17 protein-coding genes are annotated in these 17,800 nt (G+C 61.1%); 7 read left to right on the top strand and 10 right to left on the bottom strand.

The window, feature by feature from the left end:
* The first annotated feature begins 4 nt into the window (after positions 1-4).
* From HNQ81_RS10805 to HNQ81_RS10785, 5 genes are all read left to right on the top strand, one after another.
* Entirely contained in the window at positions 5-1,210 is a 1,206-nt protein-coding gene (locus HNQ81_RS10805; protein WP_183351242.1) for an ABC transporter permease, read from the top strand.
* Between the two features lie 5 nt (positions 1,211-1,215).
* The gene (locus HNQ81_RS10800) at positions 1,216-2,415 is read left to right on the top strand and encodes an ABC transporter permease (protein ID WP_183351240.1); all 1,200 of its coding nucleotides are present in this window, start codon (positions 1,216-1,218) and stop codon (positions 2,413-2,415) included.
* Between the two features lie 76 nt (positions 2,416-2,491).
* Positions 2,492-3,502: an amidohydrolase family protein gene (locus tag HNQ81_RS10795; protein WP_183351238.1), complete on the top strand. Its 1,011-nt coding sequence runs from the start codon at positions 2,492-2,494 to the stop codon at positions 3,500-3,502.
* Positions 3,502-3,951, top strand: coding sequence for a GNAT family N-acetyltransferase (locus HNQ81_RS10790; RefSeq protein WP_183351236.1), 450 nt, complete (start codon positions 3,502-3,504; stop codon positions 3,949-3,951). The genes HNQ81_RS10795 and HNQ81_RS10790 overlap by 1 nt, the downstream gene beginning before the upstream one ends.
* A 155-nt stretch (positions 3,952-4,106) precedes the next feature.
* On the top strand, positions 4,107-6,938 hold the full coding sequence (locus tag HNQ81_RS10785) for a PAS domain S-box protein (RefSeq protein ID WP_183351234.1): 2,832 nt from the start codon (positions 4,107-4,109) through the stop codon (positions 6,936-6,938).
* Positions 6,939-7,003: 65 nt separating this feature from the next.
* Here HNQ81_RS10785 and HNQ81_RS10780 read toward each other — a convergent pair whose 3' ends face one another.
* The 7 genes from HNQ81_RS10780 to HNQ81_RS10750 form a co-directional block, all read right to left on the bottom strand.
* Positions 7,004-7,783 carry a substrate-binding periplasmic protein gene (locus tag HNQ81_RS10780; RefSeq protein ID WP_183351232.1) on the bottom strand — a complete coding sequence of 260 codons (780 nt, stop codon included), beginning with the start codon at positions 7,781-7,783 and terminating at the stop codon, positions 7,004-7,006.
* A 190-nt stretch (positions 7,784-7,973) separates the two neighbouring features.
* The gene (locus HNQ81_RS10775; protein WP_183351230.1) at positions 7,974-8,417 is read right to left on the bottom strand and encodes an ATP-binding protein; all 444 of its coding nucleotides are present in this window, start codon (positions 8,415-8,417) and stop codon (positions 7,974-7,976) included.
* 75 nt (positions 8,418-8,492) lie between these two features.
* Positions 8,493-9,197: a hypothetical protein gene (locus tag HNQ81_RS10770; protein WP_183351228.1), complete on the bottom strand. Its 705-nt coding sequence runs from the start codon at positions 9,195-9,197 to the stop codon at positions 8,493-8,495.
* A 252-nt stretch (positions 9,198-9,449) separates the two neighbouring features.
* Positions 9,450-9,956 (bottom strand): alpha/beta fold hydrolase, encoded by a 507-nt coding sequence (locus HNQ81_RS10765; RefSeq protein ID WP_183351226.1) that lies wholly within the window; start codon positions 9,954-9,956, stop codon positions 9,450-9,452.
* 102 nt (positions 9,957-10,058) lie between these two features.
* Positions 10,059-10,532 carry a Cys-tRNA(Pro) deacylase gene (ybaK, locus tag HNQ81_RS10760; protein ID WP_183351224.1) on the bottom strand — a complete coding sequence of 158 codons (474 nt, stop codon included), beginning with the start codon at positions 10,530-10,532 and terminating at the stop codon, positions 10,059-10,061.
* Between the two features lie 132 nt (positions 10,533-10,664).
* Positions 10,665-12,212, bottom strand: a complete 1,548-nt coding sequence (locus tag HNQ81_RS10755; RefSeq protein WP_183351222.1) for an AMP-binding protein — start codon at positions 12,210-12,212, stop codon at positions 10,665-10,667.
* Positions 12,213-12,709: 497 nt separating this feature from the next.
* Positions 12,710-12,901 (bottom strand): hypothetical protein, encoded by a 192-nt coding sequence (locus HNQ81_RS10750; protein WP_183351221.1) that lies wholly within the window; start codon positions 12,899-12,901, stop codon positions 12,710-12,712.
* A gap of 484 nt (positions 12,902-13,385) precedes the next feature.
* Between HNQ81_RS10750 and rssA the strand changes: the two genes are divergently transcribed.
* Complete coding sequence (gene rssA / locus HNQ81_RS10745; RefSeq protein WP_183351219.1) at positions 13,386-14,288, top strand: patatin-like phospholipase RssA; 903 nt, start codon at positions 13,386-13,388, stop codon at positions 14,286-14,288.
* Here the strand turns inward: rssA and HNQ81_RS10740 are convergent.
* Positions 14,285-15,508 (bottom strand): hypothetical protein, encoded by a 1,224-nt coding sequence (locus HNQ81_RS10740; RefSeq protein ID WP_183351217.1) that lies wholly within the window; start codon positions 15,506-15,508, stop codon positions 14,285-14,287. The genes rssA and HNQ81_RS10740 overlap by 4 nt on opposite strands.
* Positions 15,509-15,887: 379 nt before the next feature.
* On the opposite strand from HNQ81_RS10740, the gene HNQ81_RS10735 reads away from it, so the two are divergent.
* Positions 15,888-16,514, top strand: coding sequence for an outer membrane protein (locus tag HNQ81_RS10735; RefSeq protein WP_183351215.1), 627 nt, complete (start codon positions 15,888-15,890; stop codon positions 16,512-16,514).
* A 133-nt stretch (positions 16,515-16,647) separates the two neighbouring features.
* Here HNQ81_RS10735 and HNQ81_RS10730 read toward each other — a convergent pair whose 3' ends face one another.
* Both HNQ81_RS10730 and HNQ81_RS10725 read right to left on the bottom strand, forming a co-directional pair.
* A complete protein-coding gene (locus HNQ81_RS10730; protein ID WP_183351213.1) occupies positions 16,648-16,965 on the bottom strand; it encodes a transcriptional regulator in 318 nt (105 codons plus the stop codon).
* Between the two features lie 85 nt (positions 16,966-17,050).
* On the bottom strand, positions 17,051-17,782 hold the full coding sequence (locus HNQ81_RS10725) for a Mut7-C RNAse domain-containing protein (RefSeq protein WP_183351211.1): 732 nt from the start codon (positions 17,780-17,782) through the stop codon (positions 17,051-17,053).
* Positions 17,783-17,800 lie beyond the last annotated feature (18 nt).

Here is a 17,800-nt window from a genome sequence, read left to right as displayed (position 1 = left end):
ACCCATGTACCTGCGCGATATCATAAGCTTCAGCCTGCGGGCCTCACTCGGTTATCCCGTCCGGACCTTCCTGATGCTGCTGGCGATGGCTATCGGCGTCGGCTCGGTGGTCATCCTCTCGACCCTGGGGGAAGGGGCCCGCCGCTATGTCATCGGCCAGTTTTCCAACCTCGGCACCAACCTGATCATCGTTCTCCCCGGCCGGTCGGAAACGGTCGGCGGCCCCCCGCCGCTACTCGGCATCACGCCGCGCGACCTGACCCTCGACGATGCCATGGCGCTGCGCCGCTCGTCGTCGATCCGTCACGTGGCGCCGCTGACCGTCGGTGCGGCCCCGGTGTCGGCGGAAGGGCGGCAACGGGAGACCACCATCCTCGGTTCGACCCCGTCGCTCCTCCCGCTCCGCCAGTTGGAGATGGCCCAGGGCCGTTTCCTGCCGGAAGGCGATCCGACCCGGGCGGCGCCGATCTGCGTCCTCGGTTACGAGATCAAGGCCGAGCTGTTCGGGGCGGCCCCGGCCGTCGGCGAGTCGGTCCGGATCGGCGACCGTCGTTTCCGGATCATCGGGGTGCTGTCGGACAAGGGGGAATCGGTGGGGATGGATATGGGCGATATCGTCATCGTTCCCGTGGCCTCGGCCCAGGCCCTGTTCAACGTCTCCTCGCTGTTCCGGGTCATGATCGAGGCCAGCGACCGTGACGCCATCGGTCGGGCGAAGGAGGCGATCGCCGCGATCATCCGCGAACGCCACGACGGCGAGGACGATGTCACCATCGTCACTCAGGATGCGATTCTCGCGACCTTCGATCGGATCTTCGTCGCCCTGACCCTGACGGTCGCCGGCATCGCCGCCATCAGCCTGGGGGTGGCCGGGATCCTGATCATGAACGTGATGCTGATCGCCGTCTCCCAGCGCCGCTCCGAGGTCGGCCTGCTCAAGGCCATCGGCGCTCCCGGCAACCGGATACTGACCCTCTTCCTCGTCGAAGCGGCGATCCTGTCACTGGTCGGCGCCGCCTTCGGCCTGATCCTTGCCACCGCCGGCACCTGGGTCCTCGGCCGGGTCTTTCCCGACTTCCCGCTCTTCATGCCGCTGTGGTCGCTTGCCGCCGCCGTCGGCGTGGCCCTGAGTACCGGTCTGGTCTTCGGCGTCCTGCCGGCACGGCGGGCGGCCCGGCTCGACCCGGTGCAGTCGCTGTCGCGGAGGTGAGGAGCATGCTTCTGCGCGATCTCATCAGACTCTCCCTCGGTTCCCTCGTCGACCAGCGGATGCGCAGCTTCCTCACGGTCCTCGGCATCGCCGTCGGCATCGCCTCGGTGGTCCTGCTGACCTCGATCGGCGAGGGGGTACGGCGGTTCATGCTCTCCGAGTTCACTCAGTTCGGCACCAATCTGGTCAGCATCAATCCCGGCAGGACCACGACGGTCGGGGTCTCCGGGGCGATCATCAACAACATCCGGCCGCTGTCGATCGCCGACGAGGAGGCGCTGCGGCGGATCGCCGGGGTCATCGACACCATTGCCGTGGTCCAGGGCAACGCCCCGGTCGAATGGGAGAAACGCAGTCGCCACACGACGATCCTCGGGGTCGGGCCGACGGCGGCGGCCGTCTTCAAGATCGACGTGGCCCGGGGCCGGTTCCTGCCGGTCGACGACCAGCGGGCGCCGCGGGCCTACGTCGCCCTCGGCAGCACCGTGGCCACCGAGCTGTTTCGGGAGACCAGCCCGCTCGGCAAAATCGTCCGGATCGGCGGCGAACGCTACCGGGTGATCGGGATCATGGAATCGAAGGGGCAGATGCTCGGTTTCGATCTCGACGATGCGGTTTACATCCCCACGGTCAGGGCCATGAGCCTGTTCAATCTCGACAGCCTGATGGAGATCGATCTCCTCTACCAGGCCGGCCTCGAGTCCAGGACCGTCGCCGACCAGGCCAGACGGCTGCTGAGCGCCCGCCATGGGGCCGAGGACTTCACCATCACCACCCAGGAAGAGATGCTTGATGTCCTCGGCTCGGTGCTCAACATCATCACCCTCTCGGTCGGCGGCCTCGGCGCCATCTCCCTGCTGGTCGGCGGGGTCGGCATCCTGACGATCATGACCATCGCCGTCACCGAGCGGACCCCGGAGGTCGGGCTGCTGCGGGCGATCGGCGCCGGCCGGGGCCAGATCCTGCTGCTGTTTATCGGCGAGGCGGTGGTCCTGGCCGCCATCGGCGGGCTGTGCGGCCTGGTGATCGGGGCGGGCGGGGCCTGGCTGCTCGGGGCCCTGGTCCCCAGCCTGCCGACCCATACCCCGTGGCTGTTTGCCCTCTACGCCGAACTCCTGGCGGCGGCGATCGGCCTCTTGGCCGGGGTGCTGCCGGCCCGCCACGCCGCCGGCCTCGATCCGATCGAGGCGCTGCGGGCCGAATGATGGCAGGTCGAGGCAGGGCGATGACCGCGATGGCCTCGACTGGAAAGATCAACCCCAATGGAAGAGGAGATAAACGATGAACGATGCCCGCGCCGTGCGTGCCGGCTGGCTGATCGACGGCGGCGGCGGACCGCTGCAGCGCAATGTGCTGCTAAGGATGAAAAACGGGATCGTCACGGGGATCACGCCGTATGAGTCCAACAGCGAGATTGACTCCCTGTCGATCACCGATCTGTCCCACGCCGTCCTCTGTCCGCCCTTCATCGACTGCCATGTCCACCTCGCCTTGTCCGGCACGACCGATCTCCAGCTGCGAAGGCGTCTGGCCGAATCAAGCCACTCGGACATCCGGCCGCTCATTCGGCGTCATATCGACGATCTTTTCGCTCACGGGGTGCTCGCGGTACGCGATGCCGATGACCGGCCCGGATTTCTTCAGCGCTACGGGAAAGAGCCGGTCACGGCAGGCGTGCCCCCGGTCGTCATCTTGGCTGCCGGTCAGGCGGAGTATGGCGGGGGTACGGTCATCGTCGATGCCAATGGCCGGGAGCCGGTGCGGACCGCGATTGCCGCCGGCTGCCAGGCGATCGTCCATGGCTGTCGTATGGGGCGGGACAACCTGGAGCGGATGGCGGAGAGGGGAGTGGTCCTGGTCCCGACCCTGCAGGCGATGAAGGTCGCCGCCGAACAGGCGGCCGATGCAGCGGAGAAAAAGCTCGCCGCCAACGCCCTCAAAGCGCAGCTCGAACAGGTGGCTCTGGCGCGGCAGCTGGGAGTGACGGTGGCGCTCGGCACCGATTCCGGCAGTCCCGGCGTCCTCCATGGCGAGGCGGTGGTCGAGGAAATGAAGCTGTTGATCCAGGCCGGATTCTCCCTCGGCGGGGCGATCAGCTGCGCGACGGTCAACGGCGCCGCTCTGCTTGGCCTTGTCCGTGGCCGCATCGCCGTCGGCCGGCAGGCAGATTTTCTCGTCGCCCGCGGGACCCCGGCCCAGCTGCCGCGCAAATTTTCGTATCTCGAGGGAATCTGGCTGGCCGGTCGCCCCAGTCCGAACTACCGCAAGAATCCACAGAGGAGCGAACGTTAATGCAATGGCAGCAGCAGGATTACCTCATCACCGACAACCCCGACGATCTCGATCTTGACACCATTCACGGCTTTCTCCGGCAAACGTACTGGGCGAAGGGGATCCCCCGGGCCCTGGTCGAGAAGGCGCTGGCCAACTCCCTCTGTTTCGGTGTCTATCGCCACGGCCGTCAGGTCGGGTTCGCCCGGGCGATCACCGACCGCGCGACTTTCGCCTACCTCGGTGATGTCTTCATCCTTCCCGATCACCGTGGCCGCGGCCTGGCCAAACGGCTCGTTGCCTGCATCCTCGAGCACCCGCACCTGCAGGGATTGCGCCGGATCCTGCTGGTCACCTCCGACGCCCACGGCCTTTACCGGGGTTGCGGTTTTTCGGCCTTGAAGGAACCGGGGAAATTCATGGAGATCGGCCGCCCCAACCCCTATCAGGCCGATCATGCAGACAGATGAGCCGACCCGTCGACGCCCTTCGCCTGGACAGCCGTGTCCGTTCGACATCTTTCATCCCTCCCTGCCGATTTGACAAACGGGGAGGGAGGCCATTTAATGAAGAGAGGGAGAAATGCGGGGGAATCGATACCGGATAGAGAGGCAGATGTCGACTGATGCGCCTTGCAGAATATGGGGGTGCGGTGATGCGGGTGTTGACGGAAATGGTGAAGATATGGCGGCTGTATCCAGCGTTGCTGGTGGCGCTGCTGCTGTCCTGTGTCCAGTCCGTCGCCGCGACGCCTGACGACAGTCGACCGGAGGCGCCTGAGTCGATCAGGGTGGTGACGGACAACAACTATCCCCCCTTTGTCTTCCATGGCAGCGACGGCCGGATCCAGGGGCTGCTCGTCGATCAGTGGCGGCTGTGGGAGCAGAAGACCGGAATCCGGGTCGAGCTTACCGCCACGGACTGGAACGGCGCCCTCGTCGCGATGCGGGAGGGGCGGTTCGACGTCATCGACACCATCTTCAAGACCGACGAGCGCCGGCAATGGCTCGACTTCACCCATCCCTACGCCCGTCTGGAAGTGCCGGTCTTCTTCAACAAGGAAATCAGCGGCATAACCGATATCGAGTCCCTCCGCGGCTTTGCCGTCGCCGCCAAAGAGGGGGATGCGGCGGTGGATCTCCTCCGCCGCCACGGCATCGACAACCTTCTCCTGTTCCACGACTACGAGGAGATCGTCCGGGCGGCGATGGAGCACAAGGTCAACGTCTTTGTCGTCGACAAGCCGCCGGCCCTCTATTTCCTCTACAAATACGGAATTCAGGACAGGTTTCGGGAATCCGACCCCCTGTACGTCGGTCAGTTCCACCGCGCCGTGAGCAAGGGAAACACCGCCCTGCTGCAGACCGTCGAAGCGGGCTTTGCTCAGATCTCCGCAGCGGAAGTCAAGGCTATAGAACGGAGGTGGTACGGCGCCTCGATCAGCAGTCTCATCCCCTATCGCCTCATCCTGCCGGGGGTTGCCCTGCTGCTCTTGCTGATTCTGGTCCTGATCGGCTGGAATCAGATGCTGAAAAGGGCGGTGACCAGGCGCACCGATGATCTCAGGCTCAGCGAGGAGAGATACCGCCTGCTGTTCAACGTCGGTTCGGACGCGCTGCTGGTCGTCGATGCCGACACGCAACAGCTGATCAATGTCAATGAGGCGGCAATCGAGCTGTATGGCTACTCCCGGGAGGAATTGCTTGCCCTCCGCATCACCGATCTGTTCTCCGACCCCAGGGAAGGCAGCCGTCAGATCGTCAACAGCGGCGGCAGGCTCCATATTCCGCTCAGGTACCACAGGAAAAAAGACGGCATCGTCTTTCCGGTCGATATTTCCTGTAGTTTTTTTGAACTCAATGGCCGGCATTTTCGTCTGGCCGCGATGCGGGATATCAGCGAACGGATGCGGACGGAACAGGAGCTGCGGGAGAGCCGTCGTTTCCTGGGCGGACTGATCGAAAACAGCGGCAACCTCATCTTCGTCAAGGATCGCGAGGGCTGCTACACCATGGTCAACCGCAAATGGGAGGCAGTTACCGGTCTGCTGCGCGAGAATGTCATCGGTCGCACCGACGCCGAACTGTTCGCCGCCGGCGATGCCGATCAGTTCCGACACCACGATCTCGAGGTCATGGAATCGGTACAGGTGATCGAGCAGGAAGAGACCCTCGATGCTGCGAAAGGCCGGCGGACCTTTCTGTCGGTCAAGTTTCCGCTGTTCGATAGCGACGGCAAGGTCAATGGGATCTGCGGCATGGTGACCGACCTGACGGAGCGGCGTCAGGCCGAGGAGGAAAGGGAAAGGCTGCGGGACCAGCTGTCACAGAGGCGGAAGATGGAGTCTGTCGGCCGACTTGCCGGTGGTATTGCCCATGATTTCAGTACAATGATCGGGATAATCCTGGGCCATGTGGAATTGGCGTTGTTGAAGATCAAGCCGGACGACCAGCTCCACGAAAATCTTCGGGCGATTGAGAATGCGGCACGGCGATCGGCCGATCTCACCCGTCAACTCCTGATCTTTGCCCGTCGGCAGAACGTCGTGCCGAAGATGCTGGATCTCAATGAAACCGTTGCCGGCATGCTGACGATGCTGGGGCGGCTGGTCGGGAAGGATATCGAGGTGATCTGGCGGCCGGGGGAGAATATCTGGCCGGTGTGGATGGATCCCTCCCAGATCGACCAGATCATCGCCAACCTGTGCACCAATTCGAGGGATGCGATCGCCGATGTCGGCAGGATTGCCATCGCCACCGAGAACGTCAGCCTCAGCAGTTCGTTCTGCACCGGTCACGAGGGGTGTGCGGCCGGCGATTTTGTCCTGTTGACGGTTGCCGACAATGGCTGCGGCATGGACAAGGATGTCATCGACATGCTGTTCGAGCCGTTTTACACCACAAAGGAAACGGGGCATGGTTCCGGCCTGGGGCTGGCGACGATCTATGGCATCGTTCATCAGAACAACGGCTTCATCAAGGTCGACAGCAAGGTGGGCCAGGGAACGACGATCCGGGTCTACCTGCCGCGTTATGTCGGGGACGGCGACCGGAGGGAAGGGACAGAGGCCGGCGGAGGATATCCAGCCGGTCAGGCAACGGTGCTGCTGGTCGAGGATGAGCCGGCAATCCTGGGCATGACCAGGGAGATGCTGGAAAAAATCGGCTGCAACGTCCTGACGGCGACCACGCCGGCGGAGGCCGTCAATCGGGCCGGCGAATACGGCGGGACAATCAACCTGTTGATGACCGATGTCATCATGCCGGAGATGAATGGCTGGGAACTTTCCAGGAAACTGCAGGCCATCCAGCCCGATCTGAAACTGCTGTTCACTTCGGGCTATAGCGCCGATGTCATCGGCCACCACGATGCCCTGGAGAAGGCCGTCCATTTTATCCGGAAACCCTTCACCCTCGATGACCTGGCGGCCAAAGTTGGCGAGGCCCTGGAGACCTGAGAGACGGCAGGGGATCGTGAGGCGTTTCCGGGCGGTCATCCGGTGTTTGCGACGCGCCGTCGACCTCAGTCCGGCCCCATGACGTATTTTTTGCGGATTGCCTCGAACGAGCCTTTGGCAGTGGCCCGGTCATAGGCGTCCCGGATTCTGTTTTCCAGGCCGGGTGGCACCGCTTTTTTCGATACCCCGACATAGACCCAGTCCCGGCTGACGATAAAAGGATGTATCCTGAAGTCTCTATAGAGGGGATTGGTGCGGAGCAGATGCGTGACGTTGTAGCTGTAGCTGATAAAGCCGCTGATGCGGCCAAGCGCCAGCTTTCTGGCGTTGAGATCGATCTCGTTGACCTCCTCCAGTTTGTTCCTGAAATCCGGGTCGGACTGCCGCAGGCGTTCGAATTCGACACCGTAGAGCTTGCCTCGTTCGATCCCCACCGCTGCCGGTAGTTTTTTCAAATCGTCCAGGGAAACAATGGGAAACGGTGTGTCTTTTCTGGTGACGAAGAGCACGGTATCGTCGAGTTGCGGACCTATGAAGGTCAGGAATGACCTTCTTTCCTCGGTTATCGACAAGTTGAGCATCACGTCGATTCCACCCGTCTTGAGGGAATAGATGCCGCGCGAGAAGGGCAAGGGGACGTAGACCGGGGTGCAACCGGCCTCGTCGAGCAGGGCCTGGGCAAGATCGATGCTCAGGCCGCTCCAGCGGCCGGAATCGTCCTGCATGTAAAAGGGCGCATAGGCGTTGTTTTCCGGCACCCTGACCCGAATCTCGCAGCCGAGTCCGGTTTCAACCAACGCCAGGGTCTGGATGATGAGCAGGAGCAGAGGCATACACCTGTTCATCTCCGGGCCCGCCTCATCGTCTTGTCGTGGCCGTGACGGTCAAGTCGAAGTGACCGGTACCGGTACCCCGGGGATGGAACGTTCCGGTCCGTCTCTATGTCTGGTGTATTGCCGCCGAGGATCGTATCGTCGGCAGGTAGTTGCGCCGCCGGCAGATACTGGCTGGAATCACTCGAAGGCAAGCGGTGCATCAGTACCACTCGAAATGAGCCCGGATGTTCCTGGCAACGATATTGATCGGCTGCGAGGCGGCCCGGGGAAAATGAGCGACGTGCGGAATGGTCGGACTGATCGGATGGACGCCGACCACTGCTGTACGGACGAAATGCCAGCCGGCCTCGAGGAAGGTGTCGATGTAGCTCTGGGCATCCGGATAGGGAATCGGAAACAGTGGATTCGGGTCCGGCAACAGGCTGAAAATGACGTTGGGGCAGTCCCGCTTTGCGACCTCGGCGATGAAATCCCTGGCGTTCGTCTTCGATTCCTGCAGGGTCGAAACCCGGGCATAGAGCTTGATCGTCGTGCCGTCAAGCAGTTCGATATCCCGGTAGTTCCGGTTGAAACAGCCGGTGAGACTGCGCAGCAGTGATGACTTCCGCGTTCCCGGCTCACCAATGATCAGATAGGCATTCACGTCTTCCTCCTTTGTTCTCAGGACGCCGTTCAATCCGGCCGTGGCTCTGCGGCGGCAAAATCCGCACCCCCGAATTCAGCCCTTTTTCGCCCCCGGGTCGAGCCGCATGAGGCATTTCCTGAACAGATGTTTGCCGTGGACCGTTATCAGGTCCCCCGATTGCCTTTTCAAGGCGCCGAGATCGGCGGCGACCACGGGGCCGATAAGCTTCATGTATTCGTACATGACCCGCAGGTTTCCCGAGTGGAACGAGACATGCATGCCATTGGCCCACAGCGCGGTCTTGCCGAACATCCCGCTGATATGCGAGGAAACCAGATTGTGTTCGTCGGCGCTGTCGAAGATGAAGGTCGTCACCCCCAGCGCTTTCAAGCGCTGGGCCAGCGGGCGGATCTCGTTCTCCAGGGCCTTCGCCTTGGCCGGCTGTCGCTGACTGGCGGCGAAGATGATCAATCCTTGCAGGGGAGTCTGTTCGGCCTCCTCCAGGGCGAAGCGGAGGATGGCCGGGATGTCGAAGGGGCAGGGGCTACCCTTGACCGTTTCGGCGAATTGCTGGAGAACGCTGTGTTTCCGGATCACCCTCAGGCTGGCATTGATCCTGGCCTCGTCGTCCTGGCGGGTGATGCAGACGAAGCGTTTGCTGACATCCGCCCCCATTTCCTGGAAAGACTGGGCCAGAAAGGGCATGTAGTCGGTGATGACCGAGGTCCAGAACGATTCGTTCATGTAGGTCGAGTCAACCGCGACAATAACATTAAAAATTTTGGTATATTCCGTCATTTCGCATCCTTGTTCGAAGGGGATCGCTCTGCGCCGAAGCCGCCGGAGGGTCGGAAAGATCACCCAATATGCCGTTTTTCTCGCACATTTTCAAGTATCTCGATTGCCTCCGCAAACAATGGCGCCGTTTTGGCATGAGAGGTCCGCTCGGCTGGTCGAACCAGGCTGAAGAAACGGTCGGTCAGGCAAGGGGTGGCCAATCAGCCGGGGCGCATCCGCCTCCAGGCCTTCCTGCCGTCGGGCAGCACCGGTCTACAACAGTTTCTTGATATGGCGGGCGAGCAGCTTGAGATCCTTGTACTGGTGGTTATCGCCGGGAATTTCGACGATCTCCGCCCCCTTCATGCCGGATATCTCCTGGCGCAGGCTGGCGCAGGAGCCGACGATGTCCTGGGCCTGCTGGATAAAGAGCAGGGGAATGTCCGGACCGGCCGCCAGCTGGCGCAGATCGAGGCCCTTTTCCCGGAATCCGGTGACCGGGGTGCCGATCAGAACCATCTTCTTTGGAGCGATGATTCCCTTGTCGCAGGCGATCAGGGCGATCATCACTCCCAGTGACTTGGCGATCAGCAGGTCGATGTCGCGGCCGTTCAGGCTCTCGATTTCACCTTTCAAATCGAGACACTGCTCGCCCCCTCCATCCCAATGGGCGTAATGCTGCACGGTCATGGTCCTGTCCGGCCCTTCAAGCTCTTTCAGCAGGTTGGTGGCCCATTTTTCCGTTTTCTGGTTGATTCCCGGCAAGGCATAGATATGCATGGTGTCCTCCGTGTGGTGATCAGGTGGCGCGGCAGGCCGGCGCTGTGGTCCGTTGTGCTGTCGGAAGCCCAGTATCGGCAACGGTTCACTGCAACGTTGATTCTAGCGCTCGTGCCGGCATATTGCCGCAAAGGTGGCGCCGGTCATGCCTTGCAGGTCCGTCGGGCGGAGTTCGAGCGACAGCCCCCGGCGGCCGGCGCTGACGAACACCGTGGCGAGGGACTGGGCCGAGGCGTCGACAATGATCTGCAGCCTTTTCTTCTGGCCCAGGGGACTGACCCCGCCCAGAACATAGCCGGTGGCGCGTTCCACCTCGGCCGCCGCCGCCATGTCCGCTTTCTTGGCCCCCGCCGCCCGGGCGAAGCGCTTCATGCTCAGCATCGCCGACACCGGGACGACGGCGACGGCGAGGGCGTCGTCGAGGCTGACGACCAGGGTCTTGAAGACCTGCGCCGCTGGAACGCCCAGCTTTTCGGCGGCTTCGAGGCCGTAGGAATCAGCGGCGGGATCGTGGGGGTACTGGTGGATCGTGTAGCGGATCCTGGCCTTCCTGGCGGCATTGATGGCTGGAGTCATAGGGACAATGGGCCTGCGGAAATCAGTGGCGACGGCAGGGTGGAGACCATCGCCGAATATTGGATATCTGATGTGATGCTCCACCTTTCCGGCCGCCGCCTGTGGCGGCTGGGGCACGACGTTTTCTGTCCATTACCGGGACTGCTGGTCCGGAGTGGCATCCGGCGATGAAAAGAGCAGCTTGACCTGTTTCCGGTCGGGGGCTCCGTTCGTCAGTAGCGGCATCGCGTCGACAAATTCCACATACTGCGGTTTCTTGTAGCGGGCGATCTTTTCGCCGACGAACTCGATCAGCTCCCGGGCGGTGAGACGGCAACCGTCCTTGAGTTCGCAGACCGCCTTGATTCCCTCCTTCCATTTCGGGTCGGGAACGCCGAAGACCACGGTTCGGGCAATCGCCGGGTGGAGCAGGATCGCGTTCTCGACCTCGGCCGGGTACACGTTTTCCCCGCCCGGTTTGATCAGTTCCTTGTCGGGTTTGCGCCCCATGTAGAAGAGGAAGCCGTCCCGATCGAAGCGGCCGAGGTCACCGGTGTGGTGCCAGTTGTTGCGGAAGGTCTGGGCCGTGTCCTGCGGGAGGTTGATATACCCCTTGAAGATCATCGGTCCCCGAACCACGATCTCCCCGGTTTCGCCGTCCCCGACCGGCCGGTCGTCGTCATCGACGAGACGGACCTCGGCGGCGAGCACCGGCCTGCCGGCCGACCCCGGCCGGTCGTTGTAACGGCTGACCGTGGTCAGGCAGGAGGTCTCGGTCTGGCCGAAAAAGCTGTAGAAGGTGCCGCCCGTGCTGCTCTGGTAGCGGGTGATGGTCTCCGGCGAATCGAGGCCGATGACCTTTTGCAGCGCGGAGATGTCTTTCCCCGACTTCTGGCTCTGCTCGAGTATCGCCCCGAGGATCGGGGCGAAATCGAACAGCACCGACGCGTTTTGGCCGCTGATCAGGTCGACGGCGGCGGCGGCGTCGAATTTCGCCATGTTCAGGCAGGATGCCCCGGCATGGAAGGAGCTGATCGTCATGAACAGTCCGCCGACGTGGAACAGGGGCAGGAGGTTGAGGTGGACATCGTCGTCGCTCAGTGCCATCGCCCGGATCAACTCGAGGCTGGAGAGGACGATATTGGCGTGGCTGAGCATCGCGCCTCGGGGGCGGCCGGCGACGGCGGCGGTATGGATGATGACGAAATCGCTGTCGGCCGGGATGTCCTCGGGTTCGAAGTCGGCGGCTGGGATCGACAGGCTTGAAAAGGGAGGAAGGGCGGTGCCGTGATCCGAAAGAGAAAGATAGTGTTCGACGGTTGGCAGGCCGTCCTTGATTTCGCCGATGATCTTCTCGAACTCCTGATCGGTGAACACGATCTTGGCCTGGCCGTCGTCGAGGTTGAAGCGGATCTCGCCGGCCGACAGCCGCCAGTTGATCGGCAGCATGACCGCCCCGAGGGCGGCGGTGGCGCCGTATAGCAGGAAATATTCCAGACTGTTCTTGCCGACGACGCCGATCCGGTCGCCTTTGCCGATCCCTGCCGCCCTGAGCCCGGCGGCCAGTTTGTCGGTCATCTCCCTGATTTCCCGAAAGGAAGCGAACCTGCCGCTTTCGGCCTCATGCCAGGCCGGCTTGTTGCCGTACAGTGCGGCATTCCGGCTGATGACGCGGTAGTAGGTAAAATCCGACAGAGCCATGCGCACCTCCTTGTTGTATTTCGGTTCAATTATCCGCTGCCTGGAAACAGACCATTGCAACAGCCGCCGAAGACCTGTCAGATGATGAACGACGGCGTGAGAAATCTTGCCGGGAACAATAGCAGTGTCCACTACACGCTGTCAAACAGCGGGATGACGGATGTCACTCCTCGTCCTTGAGGTCGGTGAACTCTTGATCGGGGACCAGGCCTGTTCCGTCCTGACCCCTGTCTCCTGGATGCAGGCTATCAGGCCGTTGAAGTATCCGCAATAGAGGTACTTCGTTTTTTTTCTATGGGATTGAGAAAACTCAGATTGTTACCCGGTTGGCGTCCGCCTGTCGAACTACACGGTCCGACGGCGGTGGAGAAGGTGTAACTCGTTGGCGATGCCGGTTGCCGCCTGCAATCGACCTTCTGGGCGGCATCCGTTCGTTGCGGGGAAGCTTCGTGGCCGGGGTCGGCGCCACGAGGTCTTCCCCGCCTGCAGCGTACCCCTTATACGCTGTCCATGTGCTGCTCCCGGTAGGAGCGGATGGTCTCCTCATCGACAAAATTCCGGAGTTGATCGAGACAGGCTTCGTCGTTGCATACTTTGGGCAGGAGTTGCGTCAGCACCTCCATGACAAGCTGTTTCTGCTGGCTCTGCTCAAGATTCAGTACGGCGGCTTTCAGTTCATCGTATCCCATGGCTGTTCTCCCTTTACTTTTTCAATCCGCCGGATTGCGGAAAACTGGCCGATCTCCAAGCGATCGGAACAGTGAAAAAAGGCGACAACATAAATGTGGCGCTGCATTCTGAATACGCCCTGCTGCATCGGTAACCGCATACCATGGCAGTGGCCATCCGGTGCAGCCATTCCCGGAAATTTTACATGAGTATAGTTTGGACAATAAGACCTGGTTTGGCAAGGGCAACCTCGATTATTCGCCAAATCGGATTGAGAGAAGAATGCTGACGTTATTTTTCGCGGCAGTGGCCGGAAATGGTCGAAAATCGGTATTAGGTGCTGGTAGACGCGCCTGCCGCCACGTATACTATCAGCCGGGGGGATTCGTCAGGGGGCGGGCCCTGCCGGGACATGGTGCCGACGGCCCTCGACGTGGTGACAGCACGAACCGGAGGCGACGGCGGTGCGACCAGAGAGTTGCAGTCTCTTCAATGGAGTATGAAATGAAAATCGGTTTGGCCCTCGGCAGTGGATCTTCCCGTGGTTGGGCTCATATTGGGGTCATGAGCGCTCTGATCGAACTGGGAATCGAGCCCGATATCGTCTGCGGCACGTCGATCGGTTCATTGGTCGGCGCCGCGTATGTGTCCGACACCCTCGATAAGCTGGAGTCCTGGGTCTGTTCGCTGACGAAATTTGAGACCGCCAGATTCTTCGAGATCAACCATTCCCTCAATGGTTTCGTGAACAAGGAGCGGCTGCATCATTTCCTGAATGAATACGTGGCGAGCGACGAGGCGTTGATCGAGGACCTGGCAAGACAGTATGCCGCGGTGGCAACGGAACTGGAAACCGGCAGGGAGGTGTGGTTGACGAAAGGGCCGCTGCTCGAGGCGGTCTGGTCGTCGATCTCATTGCCCGGTCTCTTCCCGGCGATCCGCAACAACAACACGTGGCTTGTCGATGGCGGCCTGGTCAATCCGGTTCCCGTTTCCGTCTGCCGGGCCTTGGGTGCGGACATTGTCATCGCAGTCAATTTGAATGGCGATATTGTCGGAAAACATTTCAAAAGACCTGGAAACCCTCTTAAAAAAGAGGAAAATCAAGGTGTTGTTGAGAAATTGACGAATCTGGTGACGGAGTATACGGCCTCGCTGTTTGCGCCGGCAAAGGTCGATGTCCAACCGCCCAACCTGTTCGAGGCCATCGCCGCCTCGGTCAATATCACGCAGGACAGAATCACCAGGAGCCGGATGGCTGGAGATCCGCCTGACATTCTGCTGTCACCGCGACTGTCCCATATCGGTTTATTGGAGTTTTACCGCGCCAATGAGGCCATCGCCGAGGGGAAAGGTTGTGTCCGCAGGATGTTGCCGGCACTGCAGGAGGCCTTGGGGATGGCCTAGGCCGCCGGCGACGCGTCGACCAGTTGCGCCAGGGCATGCCCATCCTTCCCGCCCGGCCCCAGGCGTTTGCTGCAGATGGCGAGAAAGTCGCGATCGGGGACGACCACGCTCTGCCAGTGGTGGCAATGGCGAAGCAGAATCTGCAGCAGATCGGTCTGCTCTGCGGGTTGGAGTTGCATGCCGTTGACATCGAGCAGGAAAATCGGCTGGTTGCCGTGCAGCTGCTCATGCAGGACGGAGGCAGCCGCCATCAGTGCCTCGATCCTCCGGACCACCGGCAGTTCGTGGAATGAAAGAGGGTCCGGCCTCTCGCGGCTTTCCAGGGTCGCCGTGGCTCCTTCAAGCTCGCACTGCAGTGTCAGGCCGGGATAGAGGTCTTCCAACTGCCGGTTGGTCCGGGATAGCCGCTGGTTCCAGGAAATCTTGTCCGTGTCGACGGTGGCGAGACGTGCCGTGAGAAAGGTCAACGGGGCGACGCTCATTGCCTGCAGGCGGGTGGCGGCTGTTTCGTCGCCGTTGTTGCCTGTAAGGCCGACGGTGGCGGCGGTGATGAGCACAAAATACGGCAGCCAGGCGCTGGCCCGGTCTTTGGCCCGGCGGAAATGTTCGGCCCGGTCGATGGCGTTCAGGCACCGGTCGAGTTGCTCCTGTCGCTGTGCCGGCAGAAAGGGCGACAGGGTCTCCAGGTGCTCTTTCAGTGTCGCCGCCACCGGCCCCTTGATACGATCGACGCCGCGCAGCGGAGCAATTGCAGGGCGCAGCTGTTGCCTGAGGGCTTTGCCGGCCGCTCCGGTATGGTCGAGCAGGGAACTGATCGTCGGTTCGATCTCGCTCCAGCGGATCGACCCCGCCAGTTCGACGAAATTCACCCACCGGCTGTGATCACGCCTTCGGCCGAATTCGATCCGGCCGGTTTCATAGTATACCGGATCGATGGCGGTCAGTTCCCGGACCAGTTGGGGCGAAGCGGCAAAGATCGCCAGGGCGGCGGTTTTCCTGGAGGGATCGATTCTGCGGCGATATCCTGGACCGTCGAGGTACTGAGGGAAATCGCGAAACGGGTCTGCCTGGTTGATATCATACGGCGGGTTGATGGTCTGGAGGGTGTGGGCGAGGGCCTGGGCCTGGTCCGTGTCGCCGGTCTTCAGGACATTCAGCCCTCTGCCGATCTCGATCCACGATGAGTCCGGCATCGCTGGGTGGCCAATAATCCGGAACATGATCAGATCCATACCGTCAATTCCCCTTCCAGCCTCATTCCGTTGGCAGCGACTGCAATACCCTCTCGTCGAAAGGTCTCATATCTGTTTCGAGATGTCCAGCGGAGAGTTGCGGGGGAGCAATGGGGCGTCTCCCGGGTCGGCGGCAGCCGGCCGGGCAGGCGCTGGCGATCGATGATGAACGGGCTGTCACCACCTGCAACATGGGAATAACCTGATCAAAAAAATTGTACCTTGACAAAAAATTATACGTTCCAATATGATTATAAGAGACGTTTCCATTACTCTTCGAAAAAGGAGGGTCATTGCATCAGGTGATGTCATAGATGTAATGATTACAAGAAGTAGAATCTGTTTTCATTCTCATGGGGAGGGCGTCATGAAGAAAGTACTCTGCACTTCACTGGTTGCGGCAACGTTCATTTTTACCGCCACCGCCTATAGCGCCGACGGGGTGTATGTCAGTGCCGATGTCGGTATGGCCTTTGCCGAGGATGCCGACGTAGGAGTCGAAGGTGAGCCTATAAATTTATCGATGGAGTTTGATTCGGGTGTGGCGGTTACCGGCGCGATCGGCTACCGAATGGGGAACGTGCGAATGGAAGCGGAAATCGGTTACCAGAACAACGATACAGACGAAATTGGCTATTCCATATGGAGCATGCCACTGTCGGGAGATATGACGGCAACGTCGTTTCTCGCCAATGGCTATTATGATTTTACCACCGGCAGCAGATTCACCCCGTTCATCACTGCCGGCATCGGTATGGCCGAAGTCGAGATGGATGATCTTGACTACCCTGGTTCAGGGGAACCATCGGCGAGTGATGACGATACCGCGTTCGCCTGGCAGGTTGGGGCAGGAGTGAGCTATGCCGTCAATGCAAATTTCGATCTCGAAGTAAAATACCGTTATTTTGTGATCGATGATGTGGAAATTCTGGATGGCGAAGTAGAATCACCCTCCAGTCATAATGTTTACTTAGGCATGCGCTACACGTTCTGAGCTGTTTCAGCCAATCGTCTCCCGGTCGGATCCGTCGAGGCGATTGGCTGTTCCCCTCTCCATCTGTTTCCCCTGAATTGCCCGCTACTCCCCCCTGCCTGTGACCTCAGGTACAACCCGTTTGCGCAGCTGATTACGGCAGAGCTATTGAAAAGAGCGGAGGTTCGATGTGGGTCCCCTTGCAGCGGGGGCACTTGCCGGGTTTGCGCGGTCTGGACCTGTGGGCAAAGATATAGCCGCAGGCACCGCATGCAGCCGGGACCATGACGAGGATTCCCGACCGTTGCAGATGCTCGAGATGGTCGTAGAGCTCTTTTTCAGATTTGCGGATCTCTTGCGAAAGAACGCTGACGGGCAGCTGCCTGCCTTCAAGGAGCTGCACCAGCGCCTGCCTGATGGTGGCGTCGCGCTGTTCCGGGATGAACTCTATCTTTCTGGTTGGTCGGATCATTGTCGATGTCTCGCTGTGCCGGCATCTTCAATCCGCGATGCCGGCCGTTCCCTGTGCATTTTGCAAGCGACCCGAAGGGAAGTTCCTATCGACCTTCCAGCACCCGCTGCATCCCGGTGGCATGACTTCCCTTCCAGTAGATCTTATCACAACGGCCGCAGATACTGAAAGCATCGACATAGCGGATGGTCAGCGGTTCCAGGCGGTGCAGTATCTCCTGTTTCGGCACCGGTTGGAGCACGGTGTTGCACTGAAGACAGCGGCTGAGCGAATGGCGCGATTCCACGACGCCGAAGAGAGCCAATACCTCCCGCAGCTGGTCGACCGGCGCCTCGGCCCGGATATAACGGCCGAATTCCACCTGTTTCCATTTCAGCAGGTCGAGGCTGCGGGTCAGCAGGATGCGCGGCTCCAGTTGCAGCACCTGCAGTATCTTGGCGTTGTCCCAGGAGGGCTCGTACAACGTGTCGAACCCGGCCATTCGCAGGTAGCGGGCAAGCCGGCCGGCATTGATGTCGACGACGAAGCCGAGGCCCTGCAGGGGATGGGGGCGCAGCAGGGTGGGGCGTGTCACATCCCAGGGGGCAGGAACCGGGTGGATGTCGAAGCGGTGCCCGGCCGCGACCGGCCGGGAAAAATTCACCGGTCGGCCGTCACACAGGAGATCGCCGATCTCGGTGTGCGGCAATCCGAAAGATTCGATCACATCCTTGATGGAGGCGGAGCGGGTGACCGGTTGGATGATCGGATTGGCGCCACGCCAGCGGCGACGAAGCAGATTCGTCAGATCACCGTGAAAATGATAGCAGGTTTGCATGTGACCAGACCCGGCTGG

Origin of the sequence: Desulfoprunum benzoelyticum, assembly GCF_014201505.1 — a bacterium.
GTDB lineage: Bacteria > Desulfobacterota > Desulfobulbia > Desulfobulbales > Desulfocapsaceae > Desulfoprunum > Desulfoprunum benzoelyticum.
Note: the sequence above shows the minus strand (reverse complement) of the source record. Positions and strands in the feature narration are given on the sequence as shown.